Origin of the sequence: Rhodococcus sp. 21391 (assembly GCF_016772255.1) — a bacterium.
Lineage (GTDB): Bacteria > Actinomycetota > Actinomycetes > Mycobacteriales > Mycobacteriaceae > Rhodococcus_F > Rhodococcus_F opacus.
Window position 1 is genome coordinate 3,386,102 of sequence record NZ_CP063781.1, and the last position, 16,712, is coordinate 3,402,813.

Below are 16,712 nucleotides of genomic sequence, written 5' to 3' on the forward strand. Positions count from 1 at the left end.
GATGAAACTTCTGGTCACCGGCGGCGCCGGCTACGTCGGCAGCGTCTGCAGCACGGTCCTGCTCGAACGCGGACACGAGGTCGTCATCATCGACGACCTGTCCACGGGTAACGCCGACGCGGTGCCGCTCGGTGCCGAGTTCGTCGAGGGCGACGTCGCGGAGGTGGTGTCGGACTTGCTCGGCACGAGCGGCACACCCCGCTTCGACGGCGTCCTGCATTTCGCGGCGCAGTCGCTCGTCGGCGAGTCCGTCCAGTACCCGGAGAAGTACTGGCGCGGCAACGTCGTCACCACGCTCGAGCTTCTCGAGGCCATGCGGCATTCGGGGACACGGAAACTCGTGTTCTCGTCGACCGCCGCGACGTACGGCGAGCCGGAGCACTCGCCGATCACGGAGGCCGATCCGACCCGTCCCACCAATCCGTACGGGGCGACGAAACTCGCGATCGACCATGCCATCACGTCGTACTCGGTGGCCCATTCGCTCGCGGCGACCAGCCTGCGGTACTTCAACGTCGCGGGAGCGTACAAGTCGGCCGGCGAGAACCGGGTCGTCGAAACGCATTTGATTCCTCTCGTGCTCCAGGTGGCGCTCGGTCAGCGGGAGAAGATCTCGATCTTCGGCACCGACTGGCCGACTCCGGACGGAACGGCGATCCGCGACTACATCCATGTGCTCGACCTCGCCGAGGCGCACGTGCTGGCACTGGAGTCGTCGATCGAGGGCAGGCACCGCATCTACAATCTCGGCAGCGGTGCGGGTTTCAGTGTGCGCGAAGTCATCTCGGCGTGCGCGCGGGTCACCGGTCTCCCCATTGCGGTCGAGGACGCACCGCGCCGGGCAGGCGATCCCGCCGTGCTGGTGGCGTCGAGTGATCGTGCAATCGCGGAGCTCGGGTGGCGGCCGGAGCACACCGACCTCGACGAGATCGTCGCCGACGCGTGGGCCTACCTGCAGGAGCTGGGCGACCGGTCGCACGCGGCACGCCGGTGACGCCGGCTCAGGCCGCGATTCAGCGGGGCAGCACGACGCCGATCGCTTCGGCTCGCTCGTAACCGACGTCGGCCAGGCCCCGCACCTCGGTCGGCCGGAGTCCGGAGTGCAGTGCACCGTCGAGCAGGGTGGCCAGTACGTGCCCCGGCTCCGAGTCCAGGGCGGCGGCCAGCGCGATGCCGGCGAACGGCCCGTCGCCACGAAGGTAGGCGCTGTATCCGAGCAGCGCCGCCGGGTTCGCGCGTTCCGGATCCGGGAGGTTGCGGGCGAGGAGAATCCACAGTTGCTCCGCGTCGTCGGCGTACGGGCCGACGGCCAGAGCGAGCGCGCTGTCCCGGACGGTGACGTTCTCTAGTGCGAGCGCGAGTTCCGCGTACTCCGGCGCGAGGAGCCGCTCCCCGGACGACACCCGCGCGACGTGTGTCAGCACGAGCTCGAGTTCGAGACGGTGACCACGCTCTGGCGTGGCCGATCGTCCTGCCAATTCCCTTCGCAGAAGCGATGATTGACGGCCACGTTCGATGAGGGCGGCGATCTGCATCCGTTCGAGCACCGGGCCCACCTCGATGGTGGCTTCCAGCTCCTCGCGCGAAGAACGGATGGCCCTGCCCTCGACGACCCGCGCGAGCGCGACCCGGGACGACGTCGGGTCGGACTGGGCTCCGCACTCACCGCCGCCGAGGAGGCTGAACCATTCGCGGCCGGCCGCGATCTCCGCCGTGACGAACACGTCGAGAAGTTCGGTCGGTGTGAAGTCGAGGAGCTCTTCGAATTCTTCGACGATCGCGGACAGCTCGTCCAGGGCGATCGCGGCCGGGTCGGTGAAGCGGTCGTCGACGAGCACCAGGAGCACCCCGGTGGCCTGCTCCCTCTCACAGACGGTGGCAAACTGACCCAACGCCGCGTACATCGGCGGGGTCGGCACGTCGCCGCCGCTGAGGACCAAGTCGTGTCTCATGACGGCTCCGACCGACGGGTTGCGCTCCCCGGACAGACACACCGCCACGATCGAGCGGGCGGGCCGGAATCCGAGCAGTGCGGGAACCGAGGCGAGTAGGTCGCCCGGGGCGGACAACGTGACGGTGTGCTGGTGCGGGGGCGGTCCCCCGCCGGGATCGTCGGAGAAACCGGAACCGTGCGGGAATGCGGGTGTCGTCATGCATCAGACTTTGACGGGTCGACGCGTCGCCGCACGGCGGGCGAACTGGGAAAATCCAGAGGGCTGTGGATGGGCCGTCGGTTGTGGACAACCGGGCCGCCGCGCCGCGCAGACGCGCCGATCGACCGAGAAGTCGTCGGAGCCCTGTGCTAGGGCCCGCTCAGCTGTTCTGCACCTTCTGCACCGCGGCGGTGAACAACTCGTCGAGCGCGACCGTGTCGGCCTTCGCGTCGCCGAAAGACATGAAGGTCGCGGACACCCGCACGTCTCCCACCTGCGCGATCAACGTGACCATCGACTGGGTGACCTTGTCGCTCTCATTGCCGGACTTGACGGTCCGCCGCAGCGCGAGGGTGTCGTCGGCCCGGACCGGAGGGGCCGGCGTGACCGCGGTGGTGACGGTGGACTCGGCCCCACTGTCCGTCACGGTGACCTCGCCGCACTTCTTCGTCTGTGCCGCCAGTTCGTCGAGGGGTGTATCGGTTCTGGTGAGCTCGACCGAGATCGTCGAACGGCTCGCGTTGTCCGTGCCCACCGCCATGACGGTGCCGGTCGGTCCGTAGTCCTGCGCAGGCGGCGCACAGTCCGCAGGGTCGACCACCGCGCCCTGCGGTACTCCCGTCAGGTCGGGTGCCGCCATCGACACGGCCTGGGCGGGCAGCACGATCGCCTCGTACCGGGCCGGGAAGTCGGCCGGATCGACCAGAAGCTTCGACAGTCCCTTTCCGGACGGCGAACCGGCCGCGATGGTCGTGCTCGGCTGCGCGACACCGGAGACCGTCGAGGAACACCCGGAGAGAATCGTCACCGCGGCCAGCGAGACCACCGGGACAACGATGGCCGTCCGTACCGCTGTGCGCCGAGACCTCACCGTCGACCTCCCGTGTCGGATGTGTGGTGCCCCCGCCCGGGGAGCCTTTCCGCCACTCTGCCACGCCGGCGCACCGACAGCGGGGAGGCTGCGGCTCAGTTGCCGCGGGCGATCCACTCCTCCAGATGCGGGGATTCGGTCCCGATGGTGGTTCCGTCGCCGTGCCCGGTGCGGACCGTCGTCGACGGCGGTAGCGCGAACAGACGATCGCGGATGGACCCGATGATCGTCGGGAAGTCCGAGTAGGAGCGCCCGGTGGCTCCCGGTCCGCCCGAGAACAGGGTGTCACCACTGAACAACTCCCCCGCCTCCGGCAGATACAGACAGCCGGAGCCGGGCGAGTGCCCGGGCGTGTGGAGCACGCGGAGGTCGGTCCCGGCCACGGCGATCTCCTGCCCGTCCTCGATCGGCGTGTAGACGACCGCGGGGTGAGTCTGTCGCCACAACACGTCGTCGGCCGCATGGAGGTAGAGAGGGGCGTCCAGCGCCGTGGACAGTTCCGGCGCCACCGTGACGTGGTCGTTGTGGCCGTGCGTGCAGACGATGGCCCGCACGTGCCTGCCGCCGACAGCCTCGACGATCGGGGCGGCGGTGTGCGCGGCGTCGATCACCACCACCTCGGAGTCGTCGCCGACGATCCACACGTTGTTGTCGACGTCCCAGGTACCCCCGTCGAGACTGAAGGTGCCGGAGGTGACCACTCGGTCGATGCGCACGCTCACGACTCGACCGCCGATCGCCGAACCCGGTGCGCAATTCTTCGTACCCGTGCAGACATCGTGCACCTCCAGGATCTCGTCCGTCTCGGCCCATGCCGTTCCTCACATTGCCACAGACCGTGCGCGGGATCTCGCTGTGGGCGAACACCGGAAGGCCCCGGACGGGAATTATCGGTCGCCCGCGCCGTGTTCCCCCAGAGCGGGACCTCCGAGAGCAAAGTCCGACGTATCGATGCCGGAGACGATAGGGGACACTGGAGGCCAGGCACGAAGGAGAAGAGGTCTGTAATGGACGAACAGTCGAAGATGTACGAGCTGGAGTTCCCGGCACCGCAGCTGTCCTCCGCGGACGGCCAGGGACCTGTACTGATCCACGGACTCGAGGGCTTCTCCGACGCAGGCCACGCTGTCAAACTCGCCACGACGCATCTCCGAGAGAGCCTCGAGAGCGAGCTGGTCGCCTCCTTCGCGGTCGACGAACTCGTCGATTACCGCTCCCGTCGGCCCACCATGACGTTCAAGGCCGACCACTTCTCGGACTACGACCAGCCCGAGCTGAACCTGTATGCGCTGAAGGACACGGCGGGTACCCCGTTCCTGCTGCTGGCCGGCATGGAACCCGATCTCCGCTGGGAGCGGTTCACGACGGCGGTGCGCCTGCTGGCCGAGCAGCTCGGTGTACGCCGGACCGTGGGCATCAATGCCATTCCGATGGCCATCCCGCACACCCGCCCGCTCGGGGTGACCGCGCATTCGACGAACAAGGACCTGATCAAGGACCACCAGCGCTGGTCCGGCGAACTGCAGGTTCCCGGCAGCGCGTCCTCGCTGATCGAGTTGCGGATGGCGCAGCACGGGCACGAGTCGGTCGGGTTCTCGGTTCACGTCCCTCATTACCTGGCGCAGACGGACTACCCGGGCGCCGCCGAGACCCTCCTCGAGAATGTGAGTGACGTCACCGACCTGGACCTGCCGCTGGCCGCGCTCGGCGAGGCCGCCGCACGCGTCCGCGAACAGGTCGACGAGCACATCGCAGGTAACGAGGAGGTACAAACCGTCGTCCACGCCCTGGAACGCCAGTACGATGCGTACGTAACAGCTCAAGAACAGCAGTCCACGCTCCTGGCCAGCGAAGAAGACCTGCCGAGTGGTGACGAACTCGGTGCAGAATTCGAGCGTTTCCTCGCCGAACAGGCCCTGCAGGACGGCGAGGACGGCGGTTCCGAGGAGGAGGGGGGATCACGGGGCGGGGCGTGACCGAGGAGCTGTTGTGCGGTCGCCACTCGGACACTGTGCGACCGCACGGTCCAGTTGTTCGGCCGAGAGCGGTGCAATAGCGTCGAGACCAAGCGGATGATTGAGCTGTCAACATTCGGGAGTGCACCCAGTTCAGGAGGCGACATGAGCGACACTCGCATTCGTAAGCTCAGGCCCGTTCCGAACGCCGAAACCCGCATGATGTTCCGCACGATCCACGGCTACCGCCGCGCGTTCCGCATGGCAGGTGAGGGTCCCGCGCTGCTGCTGATCCACGGCATCGGCGACAACTCGTCCACCTGGACCGAGATCATCCCGCACCTCGCCAAGAACTACACCGTCATCGCCCCCGATCTGCTGGGTCACGGACGCTCCGACAAGCCGCGGGCCGACTACTCGGTCGCGGCGTACGCCAACGGCATGCGCGACCTGCTGTCCACCCTGGGGATCGACAAAGTCACCGTCGTCGGTCACTCCCTCGGTGGCGGTGTCGCAATGCAGTTCTCCTACCAGTTCCCGCAGATGGTCGACCGGCTCGTCCTGGTCTCGGCCGGCGGCGTCACCAAGGACGTTCACCCGCTGCTGCGGCTCGCGTCGGTGCCGGTGGTCAACGAAGCGCTGAAACTGCTGCGCATTCCCGGCGCGATGCCCACCGTGCGTCTGGTGGGCAACGTGTTGAGCCAGCTGAACGGGACGCGACTGCGTCCCGGTGCGATGCTGCACGACACACCCGACCTGGTGCGCGTACTGGCGGAGCTGTACGACCCCACGGCCTACGAGGCATATCTGCGCACCCTGCGCGCGGTGGTCGACTGGCGCGGCCAGGTCGTCACCATGCTCGACCGATGTTATCTGACCGAGAATCTCCCGGTGCAGCTCATCTGGGGCGATCAGGACGCCGTCATTCCGGTGAGCCACGCCCACCTCGCGCACGCGGCGATGCCCGGCTCTCATCTCGAGATCTTCCGCGGCGCAGGCCATTTCCCGTTCCGCGACGACCCGATGCGGTTCCTGCGCACCATCGAGAAGTTCCTGTCCGTGACTCATCCCCTGCAGTTCGACGAAGCGAAGTGGCGGCAGATGCTCGTCACCGGCGTCGGTGAGAGCACCATCACCGGCAGCGCGTCCACCCGCATGGCGGTCCTCGACGCGATGGGATCGGACGAACGCAGCGCGACATAGGCCCGGCAGCGGTGCACCGCCTTCCGGCTAGCCTGTAGCAGTGCTTCTCTCCGACCTGCTCCCCGAGAACGCGGATTCCGATTCCGTTTTCGACGCCTTCACCTCCTGGACCGAAGAACGGGGTCTGACGCTCTACCCCGCCCAGGAAGAATCCGTGATGGAGCTGGTGTCGGGGGCCAACGTGATCCTGGCGACGCCCACCGGATCCGGCAAGTCGATGGTGGCGGTCGGCGCCCACTTCTACGCCATGGCCACCGGCAAGCGCACCTTCTACACCGCCCCGATCAAAGCCCTTGTCAGCGAGAAGTTCTTCGCCCTGTGCGAGGTGTTCGGCGCGGAGAACGTCGGCATGATGACCGGCGACGCCGCCGTCAACTCGCGGGCACCGATCATCTGCGCGACCGCCGAGATCGTCGCGAACCTCGCACTGCGCGAGGGCCCCGAGTCCGACATCGGTCAGGTCGTGATGGACGAGTTCCACTTCTACTCCGAACCCGACCGGGGCTGGGCGTGGCAGGTCCCCCTCGTCGAACTCCCCCACGCCCAATTTCTGGTCATGTCGGCCACCCTCGGGGAGGTCGACTTCTTCTCGTCCGACCTCACCCGCCGGACCGGCCGCCCCACCACCGTGGTGGCGGGCACCGAGCGTCCCGTTCCCCTCATGTTCTCGTACGCCACGACACCGGTGAGCGAGACGATCGAGGAACTGGTGACCACCAATCAGGCCCCCGTCTACGTGGTTCACTTCACCCAGGCCGCAGCCCTCGAACGCGCACAGGCCCTGACCAGCGTCAACTTCTGCTCGCGCGAGGAGAAGGACGCCATTGCCGAAGCGCTGGGCGGCTTCCGGTTCACCACCGGATTCGGCAAGACGCTCTCGCGTCTCGTCCGGCACGGTATCGGCGTCCACCACGCGGGCATGCTGCCGAAATACCGCCGTCTCATCGAGAAGCTGGCGCAGGACGGTCTGCTGAAGGTCATCTGCGGTACCGACACCCTCGGTGTGGGGATCAACGTCCCCATCCGCACCGTGCTCCTCACAGGGCTGACCAAGTTCGACGGCACCCGCACGCGGCACCTCCGCGCCCGCGAGTTCCACCAGATCGCGGGACGCGCCGGACGCGCCGGCTACGACACCCTGGGCACCGTGGTCGTGCAGGCCCCCGAACACGAGGTCGAGAATCTGCGTGCACTCGCCAAAGCGGGCGACGACCCGAAGAAGCGCCGGAAGGTGCAGCGCAAGAAGGCGCCGGACGGCTTCGTGTCGTGGAGCGAGGCCACGTTCGATCGGCTCGTCGCCGCGTCACCCGAACCGCTCGTCTCACGGTTCTCCGTGTCGAACTCCATGCTGCTCAACGTAATCGCGCGACCGGGCAACTGCTTCGAGTCCATGCGGCACCTCCTCGAGGACAACCACGAGTCGCGACCCGCGCAGCGCAAGCACATCCTCAAAGCGTTGTCGTTGTACCGCGGGCTGATCGACGCCGGCGTGGTGCAGAGACTCGACGAACCCGACGCCGACGGCCGCATGGCCCGGCTCACCATGGAACTCCAGCGGGACTTCGCACTCAACCAGCCGCTGTCCCCGTTCGCCCTGGCCGCCCTCGAACTCCTGGACGTCGAATCCGATTCCTATGCACTGGATGTGGTGTCGGTGATCGAGTCGACCCTTGACGACCCGCGGCAGGTCCTCATGGCGCAGCAGCACTTCGCCCGCGGTGAGGCGGTCGCGCAGATGAAGGCCGACGGGATCGAGTACGAGGAACGAATGGAACTGCTCGAGGAGGTCACCTGGCCCAAGCCTCTCGCGGACCTGCTGTTCCCGGCGTTCGAGATGTACCGCGGTGGGCATCCGTGGATCACGGAGTTCGCGCTGTCGCCCAAGTCGGTAGTGCGCGACATGGTCGAGCGGGCCATGACGTTCGCCGAAATGGTCAGCCACTACGGTCTGGCCCGTTCGGAGGGGCTCGTGCTGCGGTATCTCGCGGACGCGTATCGCGCACTGCGCCAGACCGTTCCGACCGAGGCCCGGACGGAGGAGCTGGACGACCTCATCGAGTGGCTGGGCGAGCTGATCCGCCAGGTGGATTCGAGCCTGCTCGACGAATGGGAATCTCTCACCGACCCCGGCGCGGAGGGAGACGACCAGCAGGTCGCGTTCGGCGCCGATGTGCCGCGCCCGATCTCGGCGAACACGCGGGCATTCCGGGTGATGGTGCGCAACGCCATGTTCCGGCGTATCGAACTCGCGTCGCGGCGGCGGTGGGCCGAACTGGAGGGACTCGACGACGGCATCGACGCCGAGGAGTGGGAGGACCAGCTCCAGCCGTACTTCGACGAATACGACTCCCTCGGCACCGGCCCCTCGGCGCGCGGCCCCCAACTGTTCCAGGTGGAGACCGCGCCCGAGCTGTGGCGGGTGCGGCAGGTCCTCGAGGACCCGCAGGGCGATCACGGGTGGGCGTTGACGGCGGTCGTCGACCTTCCCGAGTCCGACGCGGCCGGCGAAGTGATCTTCGACGAGCTCAGCATCGTCGAGGGTTAGCGGTCAGGAACGCGGCCGGCGGGGCTGATCACGCCGCGCCGCGTTCTTCTCCTTGATGCGGACGGTCTCTTTGCGGACCTCGGCCTGGGTGGCACGTTCCTGCTGCAGCCATTCGGGTCGATCGGCCATGAGCGCGTCGATCTGCTCGGTGGTGAGCGCCTCGGTGACGCCGCCTCGGGCGAGGCCCGCGATGGACACCCCCAGCTTCGCCGCGACCACCGGCCGCGGGTGCGGGCCGTTGCGGCGCAGCTCCAGCAACCACTCCGGCGGATCGCTCTGCAGTGCACTCAGCTCGTCGCGGGAGACGAGACCCTCCTGGAACTCCGCGGGGGTGGCCTCGAGGTACACACCCAGCTTCTTCGCCGCGGTGGCGGGCTTCATAGTCTGAGGGCTCTTGTGCGACGTCATGGTGTCAAGAGTAACGAGCGTGTGCGGCGTCGTTGACCAAGGCCGGTAGCCTGACGGAGTGACAGACGCGGATGCATCCCCTTCGTTCCGGCTCGCGTATGTCCCGGGCGTGACCCCCACCAAGTGGGTGCGGATCTGGAACGAACGGCTGCCCGACGTCCCGCTCACCCTCGTCCCGGCAGCGGCCGCGGCCGCACCCGACCAATTGCGCGGCGGCGGCGCGGACGCGGGCCTGGTGCGGCTGCCGATCGACCGGACCGGTCTCAGCGCCATCCCCCTGTACACCGAGATCCCCGTGGTCGTGGCGCCGAAGGACCACGTGGTGGCGGCGGTGGACGAGGTGTCGATCGCGGATCTGGCCGACGAGATCGTGCTGCACCCGCTCGACGACGTCCTCGTCTGGGACAGCGTGCCGGGACTGCCGGCGCAGGACCGCCCCGCCACGACGGCCGACGCAATCGAACTGGTCGCTGCAGGGATCGGGTTGCTCGTCGTCCCGCAGTCGCTCGCTCGGCTCCACCACCGCAAGGACCTCGTCTACCGGACGGTGTCGGACGGCCCGGAGTCACGGATCGCGCTGTCGTGGCCCGAGGACGAGACCACCGAACTGGTGGAGGAGTTCATCGGCATCGTCCGAGGCCGGACCGTCAATAGTTCCCGGGGCCGCACCCCGACGCCGGCGCAGCCGAAGAAGAAGCGTCCCGCCGCGGCGACTGCACGCCAGAAACCGGCCACGGGAGCCAGGACGTCCCGGTCGGGCTCCGGAGCGAAGGGTGGCAAGAAGGGCAAACCGCGGCGGCGGTCCTAGGTCCGACCGTCAGGCGGGCGCGCCGACCGACGCCGTCTTCGTGATGAGGGCGGCGAGTTGCCCGTAGCCATCCGCACGTGCACTGGACGAGCGGAACACGAGGCCGATCGTGCGGCCGGGCGCCGGAGCCGCGAAGCGGGCGGTCGCGAGCGGTCCCCGTCCGGTCTCCACCTGGACGGCGGATTCCGGCACCAGGGTGACGCCGAGCCCGCCGGCGACGCACTGCACCACCGTCGACAGAGACGTGGCGCGGGTGTCGCCCGCAACCGGGTGCGCGTCGACCGAGCGGCACAGGTCGAGGGTCTGGTCGCGCAGGCAGTGCCCCTCGTCGAGCAGCAGGAGAGGAAGCGCGTCCAGCATCTGCGGCGAGACGTCGGTGCGACCCGCGAGTGCGTGTCCCTCCGGGACGACCATCACGAAATCTTCTGTGTACAAAGGAATATCGACGAGACCGCTGACACCACTCGGCAACGCCAGCACCGCGACGTCGAGCGCACCCACACGCAACGCCTCCAGAAGTCGCGCCGTCTGGTCCTCGATGACCTGCGGCTCGAGGGCGGGCATCTCCTCGCGCAGCGCCGGCAACAGGGCTGGCAGTACGTACGGGGCCACGGTGGGGATCAGCCCGATACGCAGCGGTCCGGCCAACCGGTCGCCGACACCCGCGGCCGTCGCGACGAAACCGTCCGCGGCCTCGAGGATGACCTTGGCCTGACCGAGGAGCCGCTCCCCCGCCGTGGTGACGAGGACGCGTCGGGTGCTGCGCTCGATGAGCTGCACGCCGAGCCCGTTCTCCAGGGCGGCGAGCGACTGCGACAGTGTGGGTTGACTCACACTCAATCGCGCTGCCGCCGTGCCGAAATGGCGGTATTCCGCGACTGCCACGAACGCACGCAGCTGCGACAGTGTGGGTTGATAACTCTGATCAGCCATGCCTATCAGCCTAGCGTTATCCATCACCTCTGCCTTTTGACCCGGGGCCGGTGGCGAACTCTCCACCGTCGAGGCACTGCCTCGAGGTCGACGAGCGATAGGGTGCGTCAATGCCCATCCACGTAGATGTCGTCCGGGTGTTCACCGACGACAAAGGACGCCACGGCAATCCGCTCGGCATCGTCGACTCCTCAGCCGTCCCGCCCGAAAACCGGCAGTCCATCGCTGCCGCACTCGGATACAGCGAGACGATCTTCGTCGACATACCCGGACCCGGCGACGAGCACGCGCGCGCCCAGATCTTCACCCCCACCACCGAATTGCCCTTCGCCGGACACCCCACGGTCGGACTGTCCTGGTGGCTGCACGAGCGCGGCGCCGCGGTCACCACACTCGACGTGCCCGCGGGCCCGGTCGCCACCCGCCGTTCCGGCGCCTTCACCTGGGTGCGGGCCCGGCCGGAGTGGGCGCCCGAGTTCTCGCTGTACCCCATGAACAGCGTGCGCGAGGTTCAGTCTGCGGACCCGAAGAAGTTCGGTGCCGGACACCATTATCTGTGGGCCTGGACCGACAAGGTCGAGCATTCGATCCGGTCGCGAATGTTCGCCCCGGACATGGGCATCACCGAGGACGAGGCCACCGGTGCCGCGGCCGTCCGGATCACCGCGCACCTCCGGCACGCCCTCCTGATCACCCAGGGCAAGGGATCCGAACTGCGCACCACCTACGATCCCGCGGGCTGGATCGAGGTCGGCGGACGAGTCCACCCCGAGAAGTCACGCACCCTCTGACGACGGCCGCCGGCCTCGCCCCGCGGTGAGGTCGGCTTCGCTCAGAGTCACCTCGATCTCCCGGCCCAGCGTCACACCGGGAGCGAGAGGAAGCCTGTCGCCGCTCCAGAACTTGCCGGGGTCGTACCAGTTGGTGCGCCTGCGCCCACTGATCAGTCCCATCTTCTCGTACGTCTGCGCAACCACCTCGGCGCAATAGGCACTTTCGAGACCGCCCGACTTCTCCCGCCGGCGCCCCGCCCCGGGCAGGCGCCCGCCGAACCACCGTGACGCGAGTTTCGCGGTGGACGGGAACGGGGTTCCGTCGAGCCGGGCGATCGTCCGCAGCAACGCGTCCTCCTGCTGCGACGTCGCGGGTTCGGCGAGCTGGCGCAGCCATCCCCGCTGCCCGTACCGCGCACCCCACACCTGGACCGCGCCGCGCAGGTCGTGGAGTTGCACACCGCGCTGGAAGCGTCCCGTCCACATGTCCTGAAGCGAATGTCCCAGCTCGGCGTGCCACATCAGCGGCGGCAGGTCCTCGAGGACCACCGACATGCCGACGTGGTTGACCGGACTGTTCGTCAGCGTCTGAATGGCCCTGTCTGCCGGAGACTCTCCCCGGAAGATCCAGATGTCGCCGGTGCGGGTGACCTCGACCGCGGTGTCGAGGTCGATGGTGGAGCCGTGTCGTCGTGCGTCCGTGTGCGGTGGCGCGTCCATGGGCCCTAGCCTAGAAGCATGCGACCCCGTGGCAGGCAATGGTGGAAACTTCTCGGACTCGCCGGTGTGGTGGGTGTCGCCGCGACCGGGGTCGTCGCGGTGCGCGCAGATCGGCAACGAAAGGCGTACACGCCGGACGAGGTCCGGGCGCGTCTCCATGAGCGCTACACCCGCGCGTATGCGGTGCACGACGGGCAGAAGGAGATCGACCTGACCCCGCCCACCTGGCGGGACCAGGTCACCGGTGCCCTGCGTCGCCTCCGCAGGCGGGGCACCTGGACCGATCAGCCCAGGGCCCGGCGGATTCCGTCCGCGAGCTGAGCGACCTGCTCGTCCGTCATCACGAATGCCGGCGAGATCTGCATGGCACCCTGACCGGCGGCGCGCCCCGAGATCCCGTGTTCGCGCAGCGTGTTCACGAACGGGAGCGCTTCCGCCGGATCGGCCAGCTGCACCGCCGCGACCGCACCGAGACCGCTGCGCACTTCGTCGACCCGCGGGTGGTCGGTGAGGGGCGCGAGGTGCTCGTGCAGTGACGACTCGAGCCGCTTCGACTCTGCCAGCAGGTTCTCGCGCTCGATGATGTCGAGGTTGGCGAGAGCCGCCGCGGCGGCACCCGCGTGCCCACCGTAGGTGTAGCCGTGCCGCCACCAGATCCCGCCAGCGTAGAACGGCTCGGCCACACGCGGGGCGATGAACACCGCCCCCATCGGGACGTATCCGGAGGTGAGACCCTTTGCCGTCGTCATCATGTCGGGCTGCAGGTCGAATCGCGTCGACGCGAACCATTCGCCGCCGATGCGACCGAATCCCGTGACCACTTCGTCGACGACGAACAGGATGTCGTGCTCGCGGCAGATGTCGCGGACCTCCGCGAGGTAGCCCTCCGGCGGCAGGTAGACGCCGCCCGCACCGATGACGGGTTCGCAGAAGAACGCGGCGATCGTGTCGGCGCCGATCTTCTCGATCAACTCGAGCAGGCCCTTCGCGTCGTTCCAGGCGACCGTGGCGGCGTCGGCCATCAACTCGCCGTAACCCTCACGGTTGGCGGGAATTCCCGCCAGGGCGGTGCCCGCCACGTGCATCCCGTGATAGGCCTTTTGGCGGCCGACCACGATCGTCTTGGACGGCTTGCCCATCTCGTGCCAGTAGCGGCGGGCGAGCTTGGCCGCCGTGTCCACGGAATCCGAACCACCGGACGTGAAGAAGATCTTGCTGCCCGGCACCGGCGCGATGGTCGCGAGACGATCGGCCAGGGTCGCGGTGGTCTCGGGAACGAAGTCGCCGAAGTTCGAGAAATGAGCCACGGTCCGCAACTGCTGCGCGACGGCGTCCGCGATCTCCGCACGGCCGTGCCCCACGTTGGTGAACCACAGCCCGGCCGTCGCGTCGAGGTAACGGTTGCCGCGGTCGTCCCAGATGTAGGCGCCCTCGCCGCGGGACACCACGAAGGGCCCCTTCTGTTCCACCGCGCCCATGTCCGCGAATCCGTGCCACAGTGCCGACGCCATGCTCATCCCTTCGTGAAACCCGCCCCGAGCCGACTATGCCATGCGGCCTGGGAATCCCCTCGCCCGACTCACGCGTCCCTCGACTGGTCGGCCCAACCTCCTTGCCTCGGTCGGAGTCGGACCGCGGGCTTCGGCAGGCACAATCTCTCCATGCCTGGAGTGAGATGTCGCGAGAACTGGAAGACCCCGTGCCGGCCGTCGAGCTCGACTGCACCGAACTGACATGCGCATGTCCTTCGAAGTACTCGCGCTGATCTCCGCCGCAGCCTTGGCCGGCCCCGTGCTCGCGAGTCGCCGGACCTGGCATCTACCGGTCGTTCTCGGCGAGTTGCTTGCCGGAATCTTCCTCGGCTTTACGGGTTTGCGCATACTCGATCCCGGCGATCCCACCTTCACATTCCTCGCGGACATCGGCTTCGCACTCGTCATGTTCGTGGCCGGCACACATGTGCCGATCCGGGACGCACGCATCCGGCCTGCGCTCGCGAACGGCGTGGTTCGGGCTGTTCTCGTCGGTGTCGGTGCCACCCTGGCAGGGTTCGGGATCGCTCAGGCATTCGGTACCGGCCACGCCGCTCTGTACGCGGTCCTCATCGCGTCGTCGTCCGCAGCGCTCGTCCTACCCCTGATCGACTCGCTCGGCCTCGCGGGCACACCGATCGTGCAGACCGTAGCCCAGGTCGCGGTTGCCGACATCGCGTGCATCGTCGCTCTGCCGCTCGTGATCGATCCGGCGCAGGCCCCACGCGCCGCAGCAGGCGCGGTAGCCGTGACGGGGGCGACCGCCGTCTTCTACGCGGTCCTCCGTGCGAGTGACAAACGCGGCTGGCTTCACAGCTTGCATCACGAGTCCAAGGAACGCGGCTTCGCACTGGAACTGCGGATCAATCTCGGGGTCCTGTGTCTCCTGGCGGCGTTGGCCGTTCACTCCCACGTGTCGATCATGCTCGCCGGTTTCGCACTCGGACTGGTGATCGCGGCAGTGGGCGAGCCGCGACGCCTGGCCAAGCAGCTGTTCTCGATCACCGAAGGATTCTTCGGGCCGTTGTTCTTCGTCTGGCTCGGCGCATCATTGAATGTCCGGGACCTCGGGGCGGACCCCTCCTTGATACTGCTCGGCGTTGCGCTCGGCCTCGCTGCCGTTCTCGTCCACTGCCTGACACGGCTGGTCGGTGTGCCGCTGCCCCTCGGCGTATTGGCCGCCGCTCAACTCGGCGTGCCCGTGGCCGCCGCGGCGATCGGTACGCAATCGCATCTCCTGGGCCCAGGCGAGCCTTCGGCACTGATCCTCGGCGCGCTGGTCACCATCGCTTCCACCACATTCGCCGGCGCGATGGCGGCACGTCGGGGGTTCGCCGCGCCCTGAGAGGCGTCAGGGCGCCGCGCCCTGACAGGCGTCAGGGGCACACCCACACGCGTTACTTCTCCGCCAGGGCGGTGGGGTGTGGCTCCGTGTCGATTCCCGGTATCCCGCGACCACGGATGGACGCGCCCGCCGTCTCGGCCACGAAGTACAGCGCAACGAGGCCGATCGCGCACGCGGCCATCATGTAGAACGCCGGCATCAGCGTGTTGCCGGTCCATTCGATGAGCAGTTCGTTGACCGCGGGTGCGGTGCCACCGAACAACGACGTCGACACGTTGTACGCGATGGCGAAACCCGCGAACCGCACGTGCGTCGGGAACATGGCCGGGAACGTCGCCGAAATCGTGGACAACTGCAGGACGTACAGCAACCCGAGCACCGCGAACGCGAGGATCGCCCATCCGAAACCCTGACGCATCAGCAGGTACATCGGGACGGCGAGCACGATTAACCCCACGAGCGAGCCGTACCACAACGGTTTTCGGCCCACCCGGTCCGACAACCCGCCGGCGAACGGAATGACGGCCATCATCACGAGCTGCCCGACGATGAACAGGGACAGCGACGCGGTGGACGTCAGGCCGATCTGTGTCTCCAGATATGTCGGCATGTAACTGAGCAGGGTGTAATTGGTGACGTTCAACGCGATGACGAGGCCGCCGAGCAGCAGCAACGGCTTCCAGTACTCGGTCACCAGATCCTTGAACTCGTGGGTCGGCGTCGACTCCACCTCGCCCTCCGCGTCCAGTTCCCGGAACACGGGTGTCTCCTCGAGCTTGGTCCGCAGGTAGAGGCCGATCAGACCCATCGGTCCGGCGATCAGGAACGGGATACGCCAGCCCCAGGTGGACATGAACGGATCGCTGGAGAACAACTCCACCGCCAGGACTACGATCGCACCCAGCGCATACCCGCCGAGCGTGCCGAACTCGAGAAAACTTCCGCAGAAACCGCGCTTGCGGTCCGGCGAGTACTCGGCCATGAACGTTGCCGCGCCGCCGTATTCGCCGCCCGTCGAGAAGCCCTGGATCATGCGCAGCAGCACCAGCAGCAGGGGCGCCCAGAAACCGATGACGTCGTATCCCGGCACGAGGCCCACGCAGAACGTCGCACCCGCCATCAGGATGATCGTCAGTGCCAGAACCTGGCGGCGTCCGAGCCGGTCACCCAGCGGACCCCACACGAGGCCGCCGAGCGGTCGCACGACGAACGACACCGCGAACACGAGCAGGGCGTACAAGGTGGCCGAACCGGTGTCGCCGGGAAAGAACGTGGCCGAGATGTACGACACGGTGAACGCGTAGACGCCGTAGTCGAACCATTCGGTGGCGTTACCCATCGCCGACGCCGCGATCGCGCGACGGAGAACACCTGGTGGGAGGGTTTCCTGCTCGGCTGACGAACTCGCAGATGCCATGGTGATCCCGTCTCCTCGGGGCCGGTTTCGCGTTCACTCATTGTGGCCC

16 protein-coding genes are annotated in these 16,712 nt (G+C 67.8%); 8 read left to right on the plus strand and 8 right to left on the minus strand.

Annotation, left to right across the window (positions count from 1 at the left end):
- Position 1: 1 nt before the first annotated feature.
- Positions 2–994 carry a UDP-glucose 4-epimerase GalE gene (gene galE / locus GO592_RS15795; RefSeq protein ID WP_007296340.1) on the plus strand — a complete coding sequence of 331 codons (993 nt, stop codon included), beginning with the start codon at positions 2–4 and terminating at the stop codon, positions 992–994.
- 19 nt (positions 995–1,013) lie between these two features.
- On the opposite strand, the gene GO592_RS15800 is transcribed toward galE, so the two are convergent.
- From GO592_RS15800 to GO592_RS15810, 3 genes are all read right to left on the minus strand, one after another.
- Entirely contained in the window at positions 1,014–2,153 is a 1,140-nt protein-coding gene (locus GO592_RS15800; RefSeq protein WP_005261106.1) for a DUF4192 domain-containing protein, read from the minus strand.
- A 160-nt stretch (positions 2,154–2,313) separates the two neighbouring features.
- Positions 2,314–2,979, minus strand: coding sequence for a DUF5642 family protein (locus GO592_RS15805; RefSeq protein ID WP_005568504.1), 666 nt, complete (start codon positions 2,977–2,979; stop codon positions 2,314–2,316).
- Between the two features lie 140 nt (positions 2,980–3,119).
- Complete coding sequence (locus GO592_RS15810; protein WP_007296341.1) at positions 3,120–3,746, minus strand: MBL fold metallo-hydrolase; 627 nt, start codon at positions 3,744–3,746, stop codon at positions 3,120–3,122.
- A 285-nt stretch (positions 3,747–4,031) separates the two neighbouring features.
- Here GO592_RS15810 and GO592_RS15815 point away from each other — a divergent pair, with 285 nt between their 5' ends.
- From GO592_RS15815 to GO592_RS15825, 3 genes are all read left to right on the plus strand, one after another.
- A complete protein-coding gene (locus GO592_RS15815; protein WP_005568502.1) occupies positions 4,032–5,000 on the plus strand; it encodes a proteasome assembly chaperone family protein in 969 nt (322 codons plus the stop codon).
- Positions 5,001–5,144: 144 nt separating this feature from the next.
- On the plus strand, positions 5,145–6,182 hold the full coding sequence (locus GO592_RS15820) for an alpha/beta fold hydrolase (protein ID WP_005240793.1): 1,038 nt from the start codon (positions 5,145–5,147) through the stop codon (positions 6,180–6,182).
- Between the two features lie 40 nt (positions 6,183–6,222).
- Positions 6,223–8,727, plus strand: a complete 2,505-nt coding sequence (locus GO592_RS15825) for a DEAD/DEAH box helicase (protein WP_007296342.1) — start codon at positions 6,223–6,225, stop codon at positions 8,725–8,727.
- 3 nt (positions 8,728–8,730) lie between these two features.
- Here the strand turns inward: GO592_RS15825 and GO592_RS15830 are convergent, their stop codons facing one another.
- Positions 8,731–9,135, minus strand: a complete 405-nt coding sequence (locus GO592_RS15830) for a DUF5997 family protein (protein ID WP_005240786.1) — start codon at positions 9,133–9,135, stop codon at positions 8,731–8,733.
- A 58-nt stretch (positions 9,136–9,193) separates the two neighbouring features.
- On the opposite strand from GO592_RS15830, the gene GO592_RS15835 reads away from it, so the two are divergent.
- On the plus strand, positions 9,194–9,943 hold the full coding sequence (locus GO592_RS15835) for a LysR family substrate-binding domain-containing protein (RefSeq protein ID WP_007296343.1): 750 nt from the start codon (positions 9,194–9,196) through the stop codon (positions 9,941–9,943).
- Positions 9,944–9,952: 9 nt separating this feature from the next.
- Here GO592_RS15835 and GO592_RS15840 read toward each other — a convergent pair whose 3' ends face one another.
- Positions 9,953–10,876, minus strand: coding sequence for a hydrogen peroxide-inducible genes activator (locus GO592_RS15840; RefSeq protein ID WP_007296344.1), 924 nt, complete (start codon positions 10,874–10,876; stop codon positions 9,953–9,955).
- A 110-nt stretch (positions 10,877–10,986) separates the two neighbouring features.
- Here GO592_RS15840 and GO592_RS15845 point away from each other — a divergent pair, with 110 nt between their 5' ends.
- Positions 10,987–11,667: a PhzF family phenazine biosynthesis protein gene (locus GO592_RS15845; protein WP_007296345.1), complete on the plus strand. Its 681-nt coding sequence runs from the start codon at positions 10,987–10,989 to the stop codon at positions 11,665–11,667.
- On the opposite strand, the gene GO592_RS15850 is transcribed toward GO592_RS15845, so the two are convergent.
- Complete coding sequence (locus GO592_RS15850; RefSeq protein WP_007296346.1) at positions 11,653–12,369, minus strand: hypothetical protein; 717 nt, start codon at positions 12,367–12,369, stop codon at positions 11,653–11,655. The two genes, GO592_RS15845 and GO592_RS15850, sit on opposite strands and share 15 nt — an antisense overlap.
- Before the next feature lie 66 nt (positions 12,370–12,435).
- Here GO592_RS15850 and GO592_RS15855 point away from each other — a divergent pair, with 66 nt between their 5' ends.
- Entirely contained in the window at positions 12,436–12,690 is a 255-nt protein-coding gene (locus tag GO592_RS15855) for a hypothetical protein (protein WP_007296347.1), read from the plus strand.
- Here GO592_RS15855 and GO592_RS15860 read toward each other — a convergent pair.
- Entirely contained in the window at positions 12,654–13,886 is a 1,233-nt protein-coding gene (locus GO592_RS15860; RefSeq protein WP_039950712.1) for an aminotransferase family protein, read from the minus strand. The genes GO592_RS15855 and GO592_RS15860 overlap by 37 nt on opposite strands.
- Before the next feature lie 223 nt (positions 13,887–14,109).
- Here GO592_RS15860 and GO592_RS15865 point away from each other — a divergent pair, with 223 nt between their 5' ends.
- Positions 14,110–15,246, plus strand: coding sequence for a cation:proton antiporter (locus tag GO592_RS15865; RefSeq protein WP_039950741.1), 1,137 nt, complete (start codon positions 14,110–14,112; stop codon positions 15,244–15,246).
- Between the two features lie 52 nt (positions 15,247–15,298).
- Here GO592_RS15865 and GO592_RS15870 read toward each other — a convergent pair whose 3' ends face one another.
- Entirely contained in the window at positions 15,299–16,663 is a 1,365-nt protein-coding gene (locus tag GO592_RS15870; protein WP_007296350.1) for an MFS transporter, read from the minus strand.
- Positions 16,664–16,712: the final 49 nt, after the last annotated feature.

Coding starts and splice junctions, on each gene's coding strand:
- galE (WP_007296340.1), top strand. CDS start 2: ATGAAACTTCTGGTCACCGGCGGCGCCGGCTACGTCGGCAGCGTCTGC.
- GO592_RS15800 (WP_005261106.1), bottom strand. CDS start 2,153: ATGACGACACCCGCATTCCCGCACGGTTCCGGTTTCTCCGACGATCCC.
- GO592_RS15815 (WP_005568502.1), top strand. CDS start 4,032: ATGGACGAACAGTCGAAGATGTACGAGCTGGAGTTCCCGGCACCGCAG.
- GO592_RS15820 (WP_005240793.1), top strand. CDS start 5,145: ATGAGCGACACTCGCATTCGTAAGCTCAGGCCCGTTCCGAACGCCGAA.
- GO592_RS15830 (WP_005240786.1), bottom strand. CDS start 9,135: ATGACGTCGCACAAGAGCCCTCAGACTATGAAGCCCGCCACCGCGGCG.
- GO592_RS15840 (WP_007296344.1), bottom strand. CDS start 10,876: ATGGCTGATCAGAGTTATCAACCCACACTGTCGCAGCTGCGTGCGTTC.
- GO592_RS15845 (WP_007296345.1), top strand. CDS start 10,987: ATGCCCATCCACGTAGATGTCGTCCGGGTGTTCACCGACGACAAAGGA.
- GO592_RS15850 (WP_007296346.1), bottom strand. CDS start 12,369: ATGGACGCGCCACCGCACACGGACGCACGACGACACGGCTCCACCATC.
- GO592_RS15860 (WP_039950712.1), bottom strand. CDS start 13,886: ATGAGCATGGCGTCGGCACTGTGGCACGGATTCGCGGACATGGGCGCG.
- GO592_RS15865 (WP_039950741.1), top strand. CDS start 14,110: ATGTCCTTCGAAGTACTCGCGCTGATCTCCGCCGCAGCCTTGGCCGGC.
- GO592_RS15870 (WP_007296350.1), bottom strand. CDS start 16,663: ATGGCATCTGCGAGTTCGTCAGCCGAGCAGGAAACCCTCCCACCAGGT.